Source organism: Flavobacterium sp. RHBU_3 (assembly GCF_046613565.1).
In the GTDB taxonomy this organism is placed as follows: Bacteria; Bacteroidota; Bacteroidia; order Flavobacteriales; family Flavobacteriaceae; genus Flavobacterium.
Map to the genome: position 1 here is coordinate 1 of NZ_JBKJHC010000013.1, position 15,977 is coordinate 15,977.

Here is a 15,977-nt window from a genome sequence, read left to right on the forward strand (position 1 = left end):
TATAAAAATAAATTTCAAAAACAGCATCAAGATTCAAATTAGCAATTACAATCTTTTTTTGTGCTTTATAAAACTCATAATCGGGTGCTTTAAAGCCTTCGATGTTGAAAAGCTTGGATGAATCAAACTTCTTTAAGATTTCCTTAGAAGAATTTCCTTCAATATCTGATATGCCAAAAGCAGAGAGGTTTATTTTACATTGACCTATCGAGATTTGAAATAGCAGGATAAACAATATTGAGAGATAAAATTTCATGGTTTAATTTTTTGGATAGTCTATTTAATAATCCTGTATTTTTCTTCTGGGTCATTGGGTAGCGCTACTTTAATATCTTCCCGATATATAGCACCTGCCCATACATAATGTATTTTGTTGTACTGCTCGGTTAGCTGCAAATTTTTTGTAAATGAATTAGCAGTTATACTATAAACGATGTACGGACTGTATGCGCTAACGTGTTCAGATATCATTTCGGGTTCGTTGTGGCAAATAAGTTCGGCTTTGTTATCGTTGTCCAGGTCTTTAAATGCTATGGGAGTTTCCAGTTCATTATCGTGCAAAAGATGTGTCTTAGAACCCTCTATGCTTATCAGGGTTATCTCATCATATCCTGTTCCGTAGAAGAAGCCGAAAAGCAGTAAAATAGTGTGGTTTTTTTCGGTGCGCACGAAAACAGACTGAGAGGCTACAGCGTTTTTGTTTTCTTTCAGGAAATCGGCAGGAATGTTATCCCATATATCTATAGGAATGTAGCTTGTGTTGCAGCTTCCTGTTATATCCAGCTTGGTGTACCTGCCGGGATCTTCCCGGGTTAGCACTTCATATAGGGTAAGTTTGTTCTTCCCGGTTGGGAGTACTATGGTTTCTGTTTTTTGCTTGTTTTGTGCGTTGCAAAGCAAAACGGTAAGTAAGGTGAGTATATAGAAGTTCCGCTTCATATCCGGGTTGGTTAAAACCCAAATATAAACAATCTGCCATTTGCAAAAACAGCCTGGTAAAAATAACCCGTAAGCGGGGTGTGGAGCTACGCTATATGCCGTTTGCGTACACCTATAGCCAGGTTTGCTATAAACAGCAATTGTGCTGCTGTAGCTACCGTAATAAGCCAAAAGGAAACTATTTCTATTTTCCATTCGGGCAGGGCTACAAGCAGTATGGCATTTATCAGTACGCACCCCAGTGTTATTATGGTGTGTGTAAGCGTAAGGCTGCTGTTTAAGGGCATTTTTAGCCTGTTGGCAAGGTAGTACCCCAGCGCGATAACAAAAAGCGCTATTTTAAAGAAAATGGCAAGTTCAAACTTGTCCAGGGAAATAAAAGTATTGCTGAAGCTTAGGCTTACAAAGCGTTCTTCGGCAAATGCGCTGATAAAAAGCGCGTAAAGCAGCGTAAAAAAAGACGACGTTAAAAATAATAACGCCGTGTAGTTTTTACCTAAAAATGAATTGTTCACTTTAGTAAAGGTTTAGATGGGCGGTGCAAGTTAATGAAAAACCCAAATATATCTTTTGTAAAGTGCCGCTTTAACGAATTTGATTAAATTCCTTCCTTTTTACGCTCTTTAATGTACTCATTTAGTACTTTCCCGTACTTAGAAGCGGCCACTTTTGGTGTCATGCTTTTAGAAATCGTATCCAGGTATTTCAGGTTTATATCCGGAATTTCTTTCAGTACTATGTACGGCGCTACTTCATACTTGCCGTTGTTCAGGGCATAGTTTGCAGTAAACAGGTAACGGCGTTTTGTGTTGCTGTCCATGGCTTTAGATATACTGTCCAGCCTTGTGGCATTGCCTTGTTTTGTGGCTTCCATATTTTTGGCTACCAGTTCCAGGTTCATGTCGGTATAGCGGCGGATGGTTTTTTCGTATTCGGCAAATTTATCCTGGTTAGGGCCTGCCTTTATCTTAGCTTGCGCATAAAAATAGTCGAGCTTGGTATCTATGGTTACGTTGCCCGGTTCGGCAAAAAACATCAGGTTGTCGTCTATACTTTCGGTAGTACCACGGTCTATAACCAGGTACAGCATATCTGGGCTATCCATTTTTAGGTGGCTCTCAAATTTAGAGTCGCCGTCTACATTTATGGTATCTATAGTTACCAGTGTAGAGTCGTTGTATTTTTTAATAAACAGCCTACCCTGTTTAAAACCCTTAATATTTCCTGTTATATGTACGTTTGTGTCGCCATGGTCTTCTTTTTTACAGGCTGTAAAAAGTGTAAGGGCGGCCACTACTGCAAGTATCTTTTTCATCTTTGTGTTTGTATGTTAAAAAACCAGCGCAAAGTAATAAAAATTATGTTTTATATTATACCGATAACGTTTTTTTGTGGAATGGATAAAGTATTATATTAGTCTGAAAAATATTACCTGATTATGGGCAAACGCAAAAATAAATTTTCATCTAATATTCGGGGTGGTGCTCCCAGTGGTTATGCAGGGTTATATTTTATTGCTATACTTACAGGTGTGGCAATGATGTATTTTTCTGACACAACAGAACATGATGATTTGTTTTTACTAAATCTGTTAGGTTGGTTCATGCTTATTTTCGGACTTGCAAAGTTAGTACCGGAACTACGGCCGCTGATGGATAAATATTTCCCGTTGCCCGGAGTAAAAAGCAGTGATGAAAGTAGTGCTTTTGGTGTTGTAAAAAACATTTTTGCTGCACTTATGGTGCTTAGTGTTGTTTTTCTTATTTTTCAGGTTTATATCATCCGAAATACTTTTGGTGGGGCAAAAGTAGCTATGCTGTCTGCCCTGGCAGCTGTGCCGGTGTGGTTAATAATGTTGTTTGTTATTGGTAAGTTGTTGCCGGGAATTTATTCCGATGGAGACCGCAGGTTTAAAATTGTATTCCATGCACTGGTATTTTTCACATCTATAGGTGCAATTAGTGTGCCTTTTATAAATAGCCAATTTGCCGATGTGCGTGTTGAGTACAACAGTTACAGGGTGGCAAATACTTATACCACATCCGGCAAGCATAATGATGTATACCATATAAACATATATACAACCGGGGGAGAGAAGGAAAGTTTTATTGTTAAAGAGCCTTTATTTAGGGAGGCTACAAAACGTGGCTCGGTAACCTTGTGTACCCGTAAAGGCTATTTTGGTTATTTAATTATACAAAAGTAAAAGGAAATAGGGCATAATCAAAAATGGCTGCACCACACGGTACAGCCATTTTTTTTGGAATATCTGGAAATAGGGGCAGTTATAGTTTTATAAGCTTCAGGGTACTGTGCGTATTGCCTTGTTGTGCTTCTATAAAATAAGTACCGGCCGAAAGGCTTGCAGTATCTATAGTAGTTTGCAGCGCGCCGTTATATGCTTTGCTAAGCAGTACTTTTCCGGTAATATCATAAATCTTTACCGTGTCTATACCGTTAACCGAGGTAATGTTTACACGCCCCGTAGCCGGGTTAGGGTATAGGGTAAAGGCTTTTGGGGTAACGGTGGCGGTGCTAAGCGCGGTAACAAATTCGGTAGTAAAGGTGTTTGTTTCTACCACAGGGTTAAAGTCGAAATATATTCCTGCCGATGCCGGTATCATGTCGCCTGCCTGTATGCCCGGTAGGGGTTTTACCTTAAAGTATACATAGCCGTTGCTTCCTGCCTCGTCGTCCTGGGCAGCGGGTAGCATTATATCGTTAAATTTCCAACTCAGGTTACTGCCGGTACGGTCCAGTTCGTAACTGTGGCTGCTGCTTAGCATGGTAAGGGTAGAAGCGTCTATCTGTGTGTCCAGTACTTCTTCTATGCGTACATTGTGTGCCGGGGCAGTACCCAGGTTCTGGAAACGTATGGTGTAATACAGGTAGTCGTTCTCGGTAAATGTAGCCGCTATAATTTCGCGCCCGTGCGATTCGGTAATGTCATTCGGGTCGTAAGAAGCTACAATTTCCTGTGAAAGTTCCGAAAGGTTATTTGTAGGGTTTACATCGTCGGCAACCGGGGTTATAGACGCCGAGCAACTGGTAAGCTGACCTAATGTTACTGTAGGTATGGCGGGTACATCCATATACACGGTTACGTATCGTATTTCTAACGGGGCAAGGTCTGTAAAAGGCAGTTCAAAGCCATAAAGTGTTATTATCGCATCGGGAGATGAAACACTTGTTATGGTAAAAGCATTGTCTTTTGTAAAAGCTACGGTGCCCGAAACGGTTTCAGGGCCAAGGTTGGTATAGGCCACTGTAAGGTGGTGGCTAAAGCCAGCCGCAGGGCTACCCCACGAAGCTATAAGGTTAACGCTAAGATCCTGGTACGACTGAATTATTGATATGGGGAATTCATAGGTTTGTATGCTGCCCGGTGCCTGTGGGTTTATGTCCTGGTACGATGCCGGACTCACCGAATAGTAACTGGTATAAGGCTCCGGTATGCTGTAGCTAAAGTCGTAACTGGCTGCAGGGTCTTCGTTATAAATAGTAAAGAAACCGTCTGAGTCGTTAACTTCATGCACTGTTCCGCTGTTGTTTGCTTCGTAGCTTATAACACCAAAAGGGAAGTTGGTTTCGTTTGCATCACGTACGCCGTTTGCATTCGCGTCTATAAAGGCATTTATATTAATGCCTGAACAGCCTATAACACCCGTGCCGTTTAATGCGTTTTCTATAGTGATAAAGCCTGGACTGCCATTAAAATTCGTTATCATTAAAAGGTAGTATTCACCGGCCTGTGCATTAGATATATCTAATTGCTCTGTTGCCGATGCAGAATAGCTACAGTCAACTATATTATTGCTTCCGGCATTGTTACACATTCCTTCCGGAGAGCTGTAAGGGCCATAGCAAATAAAATCCACATCTATAGGAGTGCCATTTTCAGAAACCTGGTTCATTATAAATGCAAGTGGTCCGCTTTCTGCAATACTAAAATAAAACCACACAGGATTAGGTTGTGAGCCAAGGCATCCATAGGTTGAGATAGGGGTTGTTTGTGCAGATGTACCTGTTGTATTAGGAAATGGTATTCCTAATGACCCGCATAGTGAGTAGGCTTCCTCGCACAGGGCTGCATTTTGGGCAGAAACAATAGAACTTACGGCAAGAAACAGGAGAAGTAAGAATTTTTTCATATCTGTAAGGTAAAGGTTTGTTCTTGTTAGATGTGAATTTACGTAAAAGGTTGCGTGTATATGCAAAAAAAATCCTGCAACATGTGCAGGATTTTAAAATTTTAAGAAAAGTGATGCGGATTATCCTTTTAGCCATGCATTGCGCAGTTCGGTTTTAGAGGCATCGGTTCCTTTCCATGTATTTACTTCTTCACTTGGTAGTACTATTTTGCCTTTTACCACCTGTTCTTTACCATCGTGTTTTATTTTTACGCTGATGTCTTCGCCACCTTTCCAGCCTATACTCAGGGTTATCAGGTCGTAAATGTTATCCAGGTTATAAGCAGTACCGTTTATTTCAAGCAGGGCATCGTTTTTCTGTATACCAAGTGTTTTAAAGAAAGCATTTGGCTCCAGGTCTGGTCTTAAAAGGATTGTTTTGGTAGCACGGTCTACAGTAATTGTAGGCTCCTGCATGTTTATAAGGAACGGGTTTCCTGTTTTGCTGGTTTTAGCTTCGGTTACACCCATTTTAGCAAAAAACTGCTCGTAAGGTATAGGCGTGTTACCCGATACGTATGTTTTAAAGAACTCGCCTACGGCAGGGTAGGTAATAGAAGTTATCTTGTCAAAAAGTTCACTGTCGTTAAACGGCTTGTTGTTACCGTATGTTTTGCTCAGTTCGCTCATAAGGCTAAGTATGCCACGTTTGCCGTTGCTCTGCTCGCGCAGGGTAATATCAAGGCACATGGCTATAAGCGCACCTTTTTCGTATACGTTGTTGTACTGGTCTTTGTAGCCTGCCTCAAGTACGTTTTTACTCATTACGGTAAACGGCATGGTGTCATTATACTTGCGTGAGTGGGCTATCTTTTCTGCCATACGGTTATAAAATGCCTCTTCGTCTATAAGCCCCTGGTTAATCTGGAACAGGTTTGCAAAGTACTCGGTAATACCTTCGTACATCCACAGGTGCTCACTCATTTTAGGGTTGTTAAAGTCGAAATACTGAATCTCTTTACTGTGTACGCTAAGCGGCGTTACAATATGGAAGAACTCGTGCGATACTATGTCTTTAAAGTTTTCGGCAAGTTCCTCTATGTCCATAATTTCTGGCATTACCACTGTAGTACAGGTAGGGTGTTCCAATGCACCAAAACCGTTGGCATCATTATCTCCCATTTCAGAAAGGTAGATAAGCACTGCATATTTTTTGTTGCTGTTTATAGGGCCAAGGAATTTCTTCTGGGCGCGCATGGTTTTTTCCAGCATCGGGGTTACATCGGCAGCTTTTACTTTTCCTGTAGGCGAGTATACCGCTATGATTATCTCCATACCGTCTGCGGTAAAGGTGGTATAATCAGGCTTGCTGTACATAACCGGGAACTCGGTAAGCTCGTGGTAACGCGATGTTTTAAACTCATCTACAGTGTTAGATGCATTGCTGTCGGTCATGCTTGTAGCACCCCAAAGCTCAGCCGGGTGTGTTACGGTTACAGTATACGGAGTTTCGGTTTTTCCTTCAAAGTAACCTACAAACCCGTGGGTGTTCAGCATAAAGTTTTTACCCGCATCAATATTAGTACCTGCAGGAGAAAAGATAGGATCTTCCTTTTCTTTTTCGTTATCATAGCTGTCGTTTACCAGGTAGGTAATCTTAGCCAGCTTTTTAGCATCTTCTATTTTCCACGAGTTAACATCGGGCTGGGTTACGGTAAGTTCCTTGCCTTTTTTGTCATAAGCCTTAAGGCCTTCTATAAAAGTACCATAGTTGTCTGCGCTATAAGTTCCCGGTACGGTTTTCGGGATAAAGTATGTTACCGTAGCTGTTTTTACAGGATCGGGTATTACTGTTACCTGGACTTTGTCGTCCTTAACATTGGTAAGGTCTATAGCTACCTTAATGTCGCCGCCCTTTTGGGCATAAGTAAGGCCGCCCAGGGTAAGGGACAGAGCCAGTGTACAGATGAATTTATTCATAGTTTATGTTTTCTTGCCAATAAGTATTGGTAATGGCTTTTTTGTTACGGCTAAAGATAAAAAAAATACCCGCAGTAATTTTGCGGGTACTATTTTATAGTTAATTCTTTGAATTGTATGTAATTGCAGGGTTAATTTCCTGAAGCAATTGTATAAACCCCTCCTTATCTTTTGGCGAAACCAGAAGATATCCCCTGGCATGCCTTATTTCCATGCGGTCTAACGAAGCCGCCGGGGCACTCAGCGGGTTGCTGGTGTCTTTTATTGTGGTAATGGTATTTATGTCAATAGGCTTATAGCCAAAGAACCATACATAAGCCCGTAGCGTACTTCCGTTTATGGTATAGCGCGTGGTGCGCAGGAGTAATAATACAAGCACAAAAAGCGCAGGCATTATTAAAATGGCTACCCAGTCTTTTTCTTCCTCTGCCAGCATGGTAACCAATGCCGGAAGCATACCTACTGATAAAAGGATTATAAGCTCAGGGCCAATCTTCGAACGGAAAACTTTTGGCATTTTAATGAGTTTATAACCACAAATTGCACCGACTCGTATACATTGTTACTTGCAAGGCCAGTGCAATTTGTGGTGTTGTAAAACTTTATTTTGTTTGTTGTACTATCCAGTCGCCTACTGTTTTCAGGGCAACGGGAGCAAAGGTTTCTTCTATTTCGCCATACTCTGTAGGTGCGCCGGTGGTGCTGGTCTGGAACAGGTGGTTAAGCCCTTCCAGTTCTACAGTGGTTACCTTTTTATTACCGCTTTTTGCAGCAGCACGTTTTATAGCCTCAAGATTGGCTTTAGGCGCTACCTGAACGTCTTTACTGCCGTTTATGGCCAGTAACGAGCATTTTACCTTTTCCAGTGTAGGGTAGGGGTTGTAGCGGATAAAGTTAAGGTACCATGGTGTGGTAAGGTCGCCTATCTGCATTTCTATGTATTGCGATGCCTGCGCCTCAGGTATCCCCTTAGATATAAGCAACGGCTTCAGGTCTTTGTTAAACGCTGCCTGAAGGCGGGTTTTTAATATCCCGGTGTTTTCTTCCTGCTTTACAAGGTCATAAGCAGTACGGTTTATGGCGCCCAGTTTTTTTAGTTCCTCTTCGGGCATACCATTCGCCTTGCCTATAAGGTAGTTTTGCAGCATCATCAGCTCATCGCCCGGTATTGCGGTACCGGCAAGCAATACTACAAAAGCTACGTCGGGGTTTTTTACGGCTACTATAGGCGCCACAATACCACCTTCGCTGTGGCCTGCAAGGCCTATTTTCTTAGCGTTTATTTCCTTGCGGGTTTTCAGGTAGTTAAAAGCAGCCTCTGCATCGGTCGCAAAATCTTCGGTAGTAGCGGTGGCGTATTTCCCGGTACTCTTTGCTGTGCCCCTGTCGTCATAGCGCAGTACAGCTATTCCCTGACGGGTAAGGTAGTCTGCCAGTACCAGGAAAGGCTTATGGTCTAAAATCTCCTCATTACGGTCTTGTGCGCCGCTGCCTGTAATCAGTATTACGGCAGGGTAGTTACTGCCGCCCTGTTTTGGCAGGGTAAGTGTTCCGGCAAGGGTAAGGCCTGCCTTAGTATTTTGTATGCTAACTTCTTCTTCGTAGTACGGATACGGCTTTTTAGGCTCCTGCGGACGCTTGGGCGGTACAGCCTCAACCTTTTCGCGACTAAAGTTAAGATCCATAGGGTAATTGTTCTGGGTAAAGGTGCCCTTAATGGTTTTACCTTCCAGTGTGCCTTTATAGTTAATGCCACCTGCGGGTATGCCCCACACCAGTGTGTTGTTTTCAAAATCTATAGTGGTTACCGGTATACCGTTGGCGCCCTGGTCCGGGCTGTCCATGGTGGCGGTGTATCCTTTTTCAGCTTTTGTAATGTGCAGGTTTATATGTAATTGCCCGCCGGGAAAGCTAAGTAATGAAAACCAGTCGCCCGTAATATCCTGGGCCTGTAGTGCAGCACTAAACATAAGTACCGCAGTAAGTAAAAATTTTTTCATGTTGAATTAGTATGGAATGTTGTATATCAATAGTTTCGAAATCACTTCTGCTGCAATAACCGCAGCAACAAATACCAGCACCTGCGGGGTGGTTTTTACATTGGCCGCTACACGGTAGCCGTGGTACAGCAGTGCCATGGCCCAAACCAGCAGTGCCATAGAAACAATACCCAGTACCGACAGTAACCCTAACGCCACCGGATCCATTTTTGTTATATCAGCCCCGGCATTAATAATGTTCTCTGTGGCGCGGCCCAGGTATCCGCCTATATTTGTTAGCGGAAGCAGGTAAAACAACGCGCGCGATACTAATGCTGCATTCAGCACATCAATAAAACGTACGCCCTTGTTTATGCTTTTGCCTATGGCAAACAACAGCGCCGAAAGCACAAGCGTGTTCAGGAGGTTGTCTGCAAGCGGTTGCCACCACATTACGGTGTCAGACAGGTGCATGTCTATAATGCCGTCAAACCGTGCCGAGAACGGTACCGCTATAGCACTTCCTATTAGTAGTGCAATGCTGCCGGAGAAGAATAATTGTTTTTCGCTGAATTTTTCAAAAGGGTTGTAAATCAGTTTGTTCATTGGCTTTTAGTTTTGCTTGTTGGCTTTTATTTTCAGGATGAGGTCGTCCAGGCGGTTGCGCACGGTGGGGTAACTTACGCCTGTAATTGCGGCCATTTCCTTAAGGCTGCCACCGTTTATAACAAACTGCACTATAAAATCCTGTTCGTCGGCACTTAGCCGCGCCAGTGGCGGCAGGCTGAATGCACCCGATACCTGCGTACTGCAATCTGGGCAGGCCAGTTGCGACACATGCAGTGCACCCTGGCATCCAGGGCACTGGGTAGGGAGTTTTGGTGTGGTCATTTTAATTTTGTTTACTCAAAGATAAATAAAATTAAAATATGTTTTAATAAAAATGAAAAATACTTTAAAGTTGAAGGTTTTGAAGCGGTAAGGTGGAGATGGGGATTTTTGTTTATATTTGGTTTTTCAAAATGATTTTGCTGATGTTGATTCCCCAATTATTCTTTTTTATAGCTATAGTCGCTATCGGCATTTATTTTCTTGTTCGACAGGCTAGTGAGGGAAACTCTTTTGAGAGTTATCAAAAATCAAGAAAATATAGGATAGTAATACTATTGGTTGTAGGTGTAGTAGGTTTGATTGTTCAGTTTGTAAGAAAGGTTTTTGGAATAGAATAAGGCAACAACAAACTTCATATAAAAGGCAAGCCCCGGGAAACCGAAATCTCCGCGGGGCGTTACCAACCTAAAATCTGATATGAAAATTGCACTTTGCGCTGTGCTTTATTGTAAGTGGGGTGCAGTTGTGTTTTCTTAGAACATTCCGCCACCACCCTGTTTGGTGTTGTCTTCGTGCATTTTGCGTTGCATTGCCCTGTTTTTACCCGAACCAAACATATAGTTTAGCCCGAAATATACGGTGCGGCTCTCCCAGCGGAACTCACCCTCTTGCGGGTAAGGGTTGCGGCTGTCAAATCCGTAACGCATGTTTTTAAACATATCGTTAAAGCGCAGGCTCAGCGTCATTTTATTGTTTAGCAGGCTGTAGCGTGCGCCACTGTCTACCTTGTACATTTCGTGTCCGTTGTTTTGTACACCGTTTACGCCGCTGCGGTAAAACCCAAACAGCAGGAAACTAAGGCGCTGGTTTACCCTAAAGTTGCTGTTCATACGTGCGTTAAAGGCATTAGCGTTTATTTTTCGGGTGATAAAATCAAACTCCGTGTCGCTGCCGTCTGCCAGTACCGCTACGATACCCTGCTGCGAAATGCTGCTGAAATCAATAGCAGGCTGTATGTCCCACCACTTGGTTATCTTATAGTTTGCCGAAACCTCAAAACCATACGAGTTGTTGTGCCCAAAGTTGGCATAGCTCATAATAAGGTCCTGGGTGTTTGGTGTGGTTTCGTCAGGGTAAATCACGCGGTTAATTTCGTTATTGATTAGCCTGTAAAACACGCCTCCTGTTATAGACGAACCTTTACCGAAAGTGCGTGTATAGTTTGCTTCTATAGAGTTAGTAAACTGTGGTTCCAGCCTTTGGTTACCCAATGAGGTAAACTGTGGGGTGCTAAACTCCCTTATCGGCTTGGTCTGCTCCAGGCTTGGGCGGTCTACACGGCGGCTGTAGCTTATTTGTACGGTGCTTTTTTCGCTTAGTACATACGATGCAAATGCAGATGGGTATAAGGTAAAGTACTTGTTTTCAAAGGTGGTGTCGCCGTTGTTAAAGTCGGCATCAGCCTTATAATGTTCACCACGTAATCCCAACTGGTAGCTAAACTTGTCAAACTTCTGTGAGAATGTAGCGTACAGCGAGTAAATGGCGTTGTCGTAGCTGTATACCGAGTTTTGCAGCGCAGGGTTTTCCAGTACGCGGGTGGTTTGGTACGCGTTATCAGTACGTATTATACGTGCTTCGGCACCGGCTTCAAGTTTGGTTTTTTCGCTTAGCGGATTTACGTAATCCAGGTTGGCGGTCAGGTTTTTGCGTTTGTCCAGTACATCGTCGTTGTAGTACACAGGGTCGGTAGTGCCTGTTGTAGTGGCGTAGTCGGCATTCTGGGTGCTTTTTACGGTATTGTAGTTGGCTTCAAAATCAAGGGTGTGGCCTTCTTTTTCAAATTTGTGCTTAAAAGCCAGGTCGTAAGTATTATTCGTATTGTCTCCGTCTATGGTGTTCCTTTGCAAAATGTTATCAAACGAACTGCCCGTTGGGTACGTAATGTCGCTGTTCACTGAGGCATCACCTGTACCCTGGTTTTGGTTGGTATATACCGAAAGCGTGTTGAAATCGTTAATGTAATAGTCCATGCCCAACTTGGCCAAAAAGCCGGTGTTGTCGTTTACCACATCTATCAGGGTTTCTCCACCGGTATCAAAACGTTGTACGTGGCCGCCGTTAAAATACTTTCCGCCATTAGTACCGCCGTTGGCAAAAAAGTTCACCTTTCCGGTGCGGAAGTTCATATCCAGCGAGTTGTTGTATTTCGGGGTTTCCCCAAAGGTAAGGCCGGCGTTAAAGCTGCCGTTAAAACCGTCGTTAGCGTTTTTATTCAGGATGATGTTAATAATACCACTCATCCCCTCAGGGTTGTACTTGGCACTTGGGCTGGTTATTAGCTCTATCTTTTTTATGGATGTAGACGGAATTTGTTTTAGTAGCGTGGCGGCATCTATGGTAGTAGGGCGGCCGTCTATAAGTACGCGCACATTCTGGTTACCACGAAGCGATATGTTTCCATCCTGGTCTACGTTTACCGACGGGATGTTGTTCATAATTTCGCTGGCGGTGGCTCCCGCTGTGGTAAGGTCGCGGCCTACGGTAATTACCTTGCGGTCTATTTTTTGTTCTATGGTGCTGGTTTCCTTTACAATTTCTACGGTGTCCAGGGTTGTGGCTTCTTCGGTAAGTGCTATGGTGCCCAGGTTTAGGGTAGGTTTGCTATCGGTAAGTGCAGCGTTTACGGTTTGGGTTTTGTAACCCATAAACACTATCTCTACCGTATAGGTTTTTACCGGCAGGTTTTTTATGTTAAAGTTACCGTCTTCTGTGGCTACATCGCTGGCTACGGTAGCGCCATTGTCTTTTACCACAACGCTTACGTAGGGTAGGGGCTGCTTAGAGGTTTTGTCGGTAATTTTTCCGGAGATGCTGCCTTTGGTTTGGGCAGTAAGGGTCATGATACTGCCAAATAGCAGCACCAACAGTACATTTAATTTCATTTTTCGTTTTTTAATCTCCTCCTGCAGTTGTTTCCAGTTGCGGAGGCTAATGATGATTGACCCCTATATGACTACCCCTGTTTTATTTTGTTACACATTTTTTTGAAACTTTTTTCTGGAAAAAGTTACGGGCTTGTGTTTAAGGTGGTTTGGGGTAATAGGTGGGCGGGAAGTAAACGTGGTTTCAACCGGAAACTCCGACAGAAAATGGTATTAGGCTATTTCCTCAATAGAAACCTCGTCTTCTTCGTTAAACAGAAAGGTGTAAATACGGTTGTACAGCCTGTCGTCGTGCAGGCGGTGTCCCATACCTTTTGTGGCTACAAACTTGGCGTTGGTATACGCATTGGCAATACGCATCCCTTCCGAAAAAGCTACGGTTTCATCTTCGCGGTCGTGCACTACAAGACCGGGAACGTCTATTTTTTTTGCAAATGCCGCCGCCGAAAACGACATTGGGTCCAGCCCGAAACGATCGGTGCAGTGCTTTTTCAGGTTCTTGAAAATACGCTTGTTCAGCCCCAGCATTTTGCGGTAGTTGTTCAGTACAATGGTCAGTTCGCTGGGAGCGCCCAGTACTACCATTTTTTCTATATACGGGTTAGGGTAGTGTGCCTGGGTATACAATACTGTGGCTCCGCCCAGTGAATGCCCTATAAGGTGGTTTGGCTGGTGTTTTTGTATCAGTACGTTTACATATTCGGCATAGCGCGGAATGGTGTATTCCTTTCCGTCCGACAGGCCGTGCGCAGGGGCATCAAGCGCTATAATGGTACATCCGGCCTTGCGCAGGTAGCTTATAAGCAGCTTCCAGCGTGCCGAGTTACTTTCCCAGCCGTGTACTAAGAGTACTTTGGTTTCGTTTCCGGGCCAAATGTAGCTTTGAAAATTCCCTCCGTTGTGCAGTATGGTTTCCAGTTGTGCCTCGCGCAAAATTCCGGGCAGGTCGTCGCGCTTCAGTTTACCGTATAGCGGCTTGCTGAAGTAACGGTAGGCCAGTGCTGTGGCTTTGGCAGGGGCTACGTAGCTAAGCAGGTTAATGCTTAGTCCTAATGCTTTTGCAACGATTTTGGTTATTATAGGCGACATTCGGTGTGGGATGGTAAAAACAAAGCCCCCTTGCGGAGGCTTGTATTATTTTTAGATGCTTGCAAAAAGCTGTTCCATTTTTTCTCTTTCCTCGTCAGCAAGAGAGCTGTCTACAAGGATACGGCCACTGTGCTCGTCTGTAAGTATTTTTTTACGGGCAGCAATTTCCATTTGTGTTTGTGGCGGAATGGTAAAGAATGAACCTGCGCTGGCACCCCTTTCTATAGATACTACAGCAAGGCCATTGCGTACGCTGCCACGAATACGGTCGTAAGCGGCAAGAAGCCTGGCTTCTATCTGCTCGCGGTATTCGTTAGACTTAGCTATAAGGAAGTTTTCTTCTTTTTCAGTTTCAGCCATTATAGCATCAAGCTCGTTCTTCTTGTGCTCAAGGTGTGTTTTCTTGGCATCAAGTTTTTCCTGGCTTTGTGCTATGGTTTCTTTTTTGTGCTCTATAGAAGCTTTCATCTCCTTAATGTGCTTTTCAGCAAGCTGAATTTCCAGTTCCTGGAATTCTACCTCTTTAGTAAGGGAGTTGAACTCGCGGTTGTTGCGTACGTTCTTTTGTTGCTCCGTATATTTTTTTATAGCCGTTTTGTGGTCGTCTATAGCGTTTTTCTTGGCCTTTATCTGCTCTTCAATGCTTTCAAGGTCGGTTTTTAGCTTATCAAGCCTGGTGCTAAGCCCTGCCACTTCATCTTCAAGGTCTTCCACCTCAAGCGGAAGTTCGCCCCTTACGCTCCTGATTTCATCAACCCTAGAGTCGATTAATTGTAAATCATAAAGTGCCCTTAACTTTTCTTCAACGCTTAGTTCCTTAATGTTAGCCATAATTTTGTAAATGCTTATAACAGAGTTTTTATTTCTTCAGATAAAATGAATGCAAAATTATAAATTTTTTTGGTTCTGTAAAGAACTATTTCTTATTTTGTTGCGCCTTATGCTTTGTAGTTAAGTTTTTGGCGTTTTGTAAACCAATCATTATTTCATTATGGACATTGGGCACCAGTTAAGGATAGCCAAACAGGAGGCTAATGCAGGGCTGAAACAAAAGGCTGTGCACCGGCTTAGAAGTGCTATTAACGCATACCCGGACGACCTGAGGGTTCGGGAAGCATTAGCCGAACTTTACTACGAAGCAGGTTTTGCCGACATGGCGGGGCTTTACTGGTTGCTTTCCTCTCCCGAAAATGCAAGGAAAGGATGTGTTGATTTGTATATGAAAAGTATAAACTACTCGGCACAGCAGGCATTGCATGATTTGAAATACCGCGGTAATAAGAAAAATTTACCCGACTATGCAAGGCAAAAGCTTGAAGCGCTTAAACAGGAGGCGGATGACATAAACCAAAAAAGCTATAAAGAAAATCCGAATGCTTCAGGTAAGTCAGATTCAAAAGGAAAAAGTTACGGCAGTGATGCAGGTTGTATATTCCTTTTAGTTTTGGTGTTGTTTGCGTTTATTGCGGGCTTAGTAAATGTTTTGCAGTTTATAAAGGATTTGTTCCGCTAAAAGGAAAAATAGCCGCATTGCTGCCGTGTCAAAATAATGTCGTATCATTACACCGAAATTGTAACAACAGTATATAACTTTTAAAATTTTATAATCAACTTCAATGAAAATTAAAAACCTTTTGCTTGTAGCTTTCATAGCTGTTATGGCAGTGGCCTGTGGCCCTAAAGAGCCTAAAGACATCATCCAGAAAAAATGGACACTGGATGCTATAGATACTACAGAGCTTATTAAAAAGCTACCGCCGGAGCAGGTAGAAATGTTCAAGAAAATGTTTGGCGAGGTTATGACTAAGCTAAAAGGTAAGGCTACTCAGGAATTTAAAGCTGAAGGCAAATACCAGTCGTACACTATGGGCCCTGACAACCAGTGGAAAACCGTAGACGGTACATGGGAACTGAGTGCTGATAATAAAACGCTGACAATTAAAAGCAACGAAAGACCTGAAGTATATACTATAAAGGAGATTACTAACGAGCACCTGTCGTTAGAAGCTGAAGGCCTTGTAATGAAGTTTGTCCCTAAGGAAGACTAAGGATTAACAGGATATAAAAAAATCCCAACCGAGAGG

At 43.1% G+C, this 15,977-nt stretch carries 16 protein-coding genes; 3 read left to right on the plus strand and 13 right to left on the minus strand.

Features of this window, described 5'->3' with window-relative positions; all coding sequences use genetic code 11:
- From ACLI1A_RS16535 to ACLI1A_RS16550, 4 genes are all read right to left on the minus strand, one after another.
- Window positions 1-256: hypothetical protein (locus tag ACLI1A_RS16535; RefSeq protein WP_411409793.1), on the minus strand; the 256-nt coding region annotated here is incomplete at its 3' end.
- Window positions 257-276: 20 nt separating this feature from the next.
- Entirely contained in the window at window positions 277-939 is a 663-nt protein-coding gene (locus ACLI1A_RS16540; protein ID WP_411409794.1) for a hypothetical protein, read from the minus strand.
- 86 nt (window positions 940-1,025) lie between these two features.
- Complete coding sequence (locus ACLI1A_RS16545; protein ID WP_411409795.1) at window positions 1,026-1,454, minus strand: hypothetical protein; 429 nt, start codon at window positions 1,452-1,454, stop codon at window positions 1,026-1,028.
- Between the two features lie 83 nt (window positions 1,455-1,537).
- Window positions 1,538-2,254, minus strand: coding sequence for a DUF4369 domain-containing protein (locus tag ACLI1A_RS16550; protein WP_411409796.1), 717 nt, complete (start codon window positions 2,252-2,254; stop codon window positions 1,538-1,540).
- 123 nt (window positions 2,255-2,377) lie between these two features.
- On the opposite strand from ACLI1A_RS16550, the gene ACLI1A_RS16555 reads away from it, so the two are divergent.
- Window positions 2,378-3,145 carry a hypothetical protein gene (locus ACLI1A_RS16555; RefSeq protein ID WP_411409797.1) on the plus strand — a complete coding sequence of 256 codons (768 nt, stop codon included), beginning with the start codon at window positions 2,378-2,380 and terminating at the stop codon, window positions 3,143-3,145.
- 79 nt (window positions 3,146-3,224) lie between these two features.
- Here the strand turns inward: ACLI1A_RS16555 and ACLI1A_RS16560 are convergent, their stop codons facing one another.
- From ACLI1A_RS16560 to ACLI1A_RS16600, 9 genes are all read right to left on the minus strand, one after another.
- Complete coding sequence (locus ACLI1A_RS16560; protein ID WP_411409798.1) at window positions 3,225-5,090, minus strand: T9SS type A sorting domain-containing protein; 1,866 nt, start codon at window positions 5,088-5,090, stop codon at window positions 3,225-3,227.
- A gap of 120 nt (window positions 5,091-5,210) precedes the next feature.
- Window positions 5,211-7,049: a peptidase M61 gene (locus ACLI1A_RS16565; RefSeq protein ID WP_411409799.1), complete on the minus strand. Its 1,839-nt coding sequence runs from the start codon at window positions 7,047-7,049 to the stop codon at window positions 5,211-5,213.
- A 100-nt stretch (window positions 7,050-7,149) separates the two neighbouring features.
- Window positions 7,150-7,566, minus strand: a complete 417-nt coding sequence (locus ACLI1A_RS16570) for a PH domain-containing protein (RefSeq protein WP_411409800.1) — start codon at window positions 7,564-7,566, stop codon at window positions 7,150-7,152.
- 85 nt (window positions 7,567-7,651) lie between these two features.
- On the minus strand, window positions 7,652-9,049 hold the full coding sequence (locus tag ACLI1A_RS16575) for an alpha/beta hydrolase family protein (protein WP_411409801.1): 1,398 nt from the start codon (window positions 9,047-9,049) through the stop codon (window positions 7,652-7,654).
- A gap of 6 nt (window positions 9,050-9,055) precedes the next feature.
- Window positions 9,056-9,634 carry a hypothetical protein gene (locus ACLI1A_RS16580; protein WP_411409802.1) on the minus strand — a complete coding sequence of 193 codons (579 nt, stop codon included), beginning with the start codon at window positions 9,632-9,634 and terminating at the stop codon, window positions 9,056-9,058.
- Between the two features lie 6 nt (window positions 9,635-9,640).
- The gene (locus tag ACLI1A_RS16585; protein WP_411409803.1) at window positions 9,641-9,919 is read right to left on the minus strand and encodes a DUF2089 domain-containing protein; all 279 of its coding nucleotides are present in this window, start codon (window positions 9,917-9,919) and stop codon (window positions 9,641-9,643) included.
- Between the two features lie 473 nt (window positions 9,920-10,392).
- A complete protein-coding gene (locus ACLI1A_RS16590) occupies window positions 10,393-12,804 on the minus strand; it encodes a TonB-dependent receptor domain-containing protein (protein WP_411409804.1) in 2,412 nt (803 codons plus the stop codon).
- Between the two features lie 213 nt (window positions 12,805-13,017).
- On the minus strand, window positions 13,018-13,893 hold the full coding sequence (locus tag ACLI1A_RS16595) for an alpha/beta hydrolase (RefSeq protein ID WP_411409805.1): 876 nt from the start codon (window positions 13,891-13,893) through the stop codon (window positions 13,018-13,020).
- Between the two features lie 51 nt (window positions 13,894-13,944).
- Window positions 13,945-14,724, minus strand: a complete 780-nt coding sequence (locus ACLI1A_RS16600) for a zinc ribbon domain-containing protein (protein ID WP_411409806.1) — start codon at window positions 14,722-14,724, stop codon at window positions 13,945-13,947.
- A gap of 160 nt (window positions 14,725-14,884) precedes the next feature.
- On the opposite strand from ACLI1A_RS16600, the gene ACLI1A_RS16605 reads away from it, so the two are divergent.
- Window positions 14,885-15,406, plus strand: a complete 522-nt coding sequence (locus tag ACLI1A_RS16605) for a DUF6584 family protein (RefSeq protein ID WP_411409807.1) — start codon at window positions 14,885-14,887, stop codon at window positions 15,404-15,406.
- A 103-nt stretch (window positions 15,407-15,509) separates the two neighbouring features.
- Entirely contained in the window at window positions 15,510-15,941 is a 432-nt protein-coding gene (locus tag ACLI1A_RS16610; RefSeq protein ID WP_411409808.1) for a lipocalin family protein, read from the plus strand.
- Window positions 15,942-15,977 lie beyond the last annotated feature (36 nt).

What these genes read in the sequence shown, in the direction of transcription:
- ACLI1A_RS16550 (WP_411409796.1), bottom strand. Translation starts at nt 2,254, where the DNA reads ATGAAAAAGATACTTGCAGTAGTGGCCGCCCTTACACTTTTTACAGCC.
- ACLI1A_RS16585 (WP_411409803.1), bottom strand. Translation starts at nt 9,919, where the DNA reads ATGACCACACCAAAACTCCCTACCCAGTGCCCTGGATGCCAGGGTGCA.
- ACLI1A_RS16600 (WP_411409806.1), bottom strand. Translation starts at nt 14,724, where the DNA reads ATGGCTAACATTAAGGAACTAAGCGTTGAAGAAAAGTTAAGGGCACTT.
- ACLI1A_RS16560 (WP_411409798.1), bottom strand. Translation starts at nt 5,090, where the DNA reads ATGAAAAAATTCTTACTTCTCCTGTTTCTTGCCGTAAGTTCTATTGTT.
- ACLI1A_RS16540 (WP_411409794.1), bottom strand. Translation starts at nt 939, where the DNA reads ATGAAGCGGAACTTCTATATACTCACCTTACTTACCGTTTTGCTTTGC.
- ACLI1A_RS16575 (WP_411409801.1), bottom strand. Translation starts at nt 9,049, where the DNA reads ATGAAAAAATTTTTACTTACTGCGGTACTTATGTTTAGTGCTGCACTA.
- ACLI1A_RS16595 (WP_411409805.1), bottom strand. Translation starts at nt 13,893, where the DNA reads ATGTCGCCTATAATAACCAAAATCGTTGCAAAAGCATTAGGACTAAGC.
- ACLI1A_RS16580 (WP_411409802.1), bottom strand. Translation starts at nt 9,634, where the DNA reads ATGAACAAACTGATTTACAACCCTTTTGAAAAATTCAGCGAAAAACAA.
- ACLI1A_RS16610 (WP_411409808.1), top strand. Translation starts at nt 15,510, where the DNA reads ATGAAAATTAAAAACCTTTTGCTTGTAGCTTTCATAGCTGTTATGGCA.
- ACLI1A_RS16605 (WP_411409807.1), top strand. Translation starts at nt 14,885, where the DNA reads ATGGACATTGGGCACCAGTTAAGGATAGCCAAACAGGAGGCTAATGCA.
- ACLI1A_RS16570 (WP_411409800.1), bottom strand. Translation starts at nt 7,566, where the DNA reads ATGCCAAAAGTTTTCCGTTCGAAGATTGGCCCTGAGCTTATAATCCTT.
- ACLI1A_RS16555 (WP_411409797.1), top strand. Translation starts at nt 2,378, where the DNA reads ATGGGCAAACGCAAAAATAAATTTTCATCTAATATTCGGGGTGGTGCT.
- ACLI1A_RS16590 (WP_411409804.1), bottom strand. Translation starts at nt 12,804, where the DNA reads ATGAAATTAAATGTACTGTTGGTGCTGCTATTTGGCAGTATCATGACC.
- ACLI1A_RS16565 (WP_411409799.1), bottom strand. Translation starts at nt 7,049, where the DNA reads ATGAATAAATTCATCTGTACACTGGCTCTGTCCCTTACCCTGGGCGGC.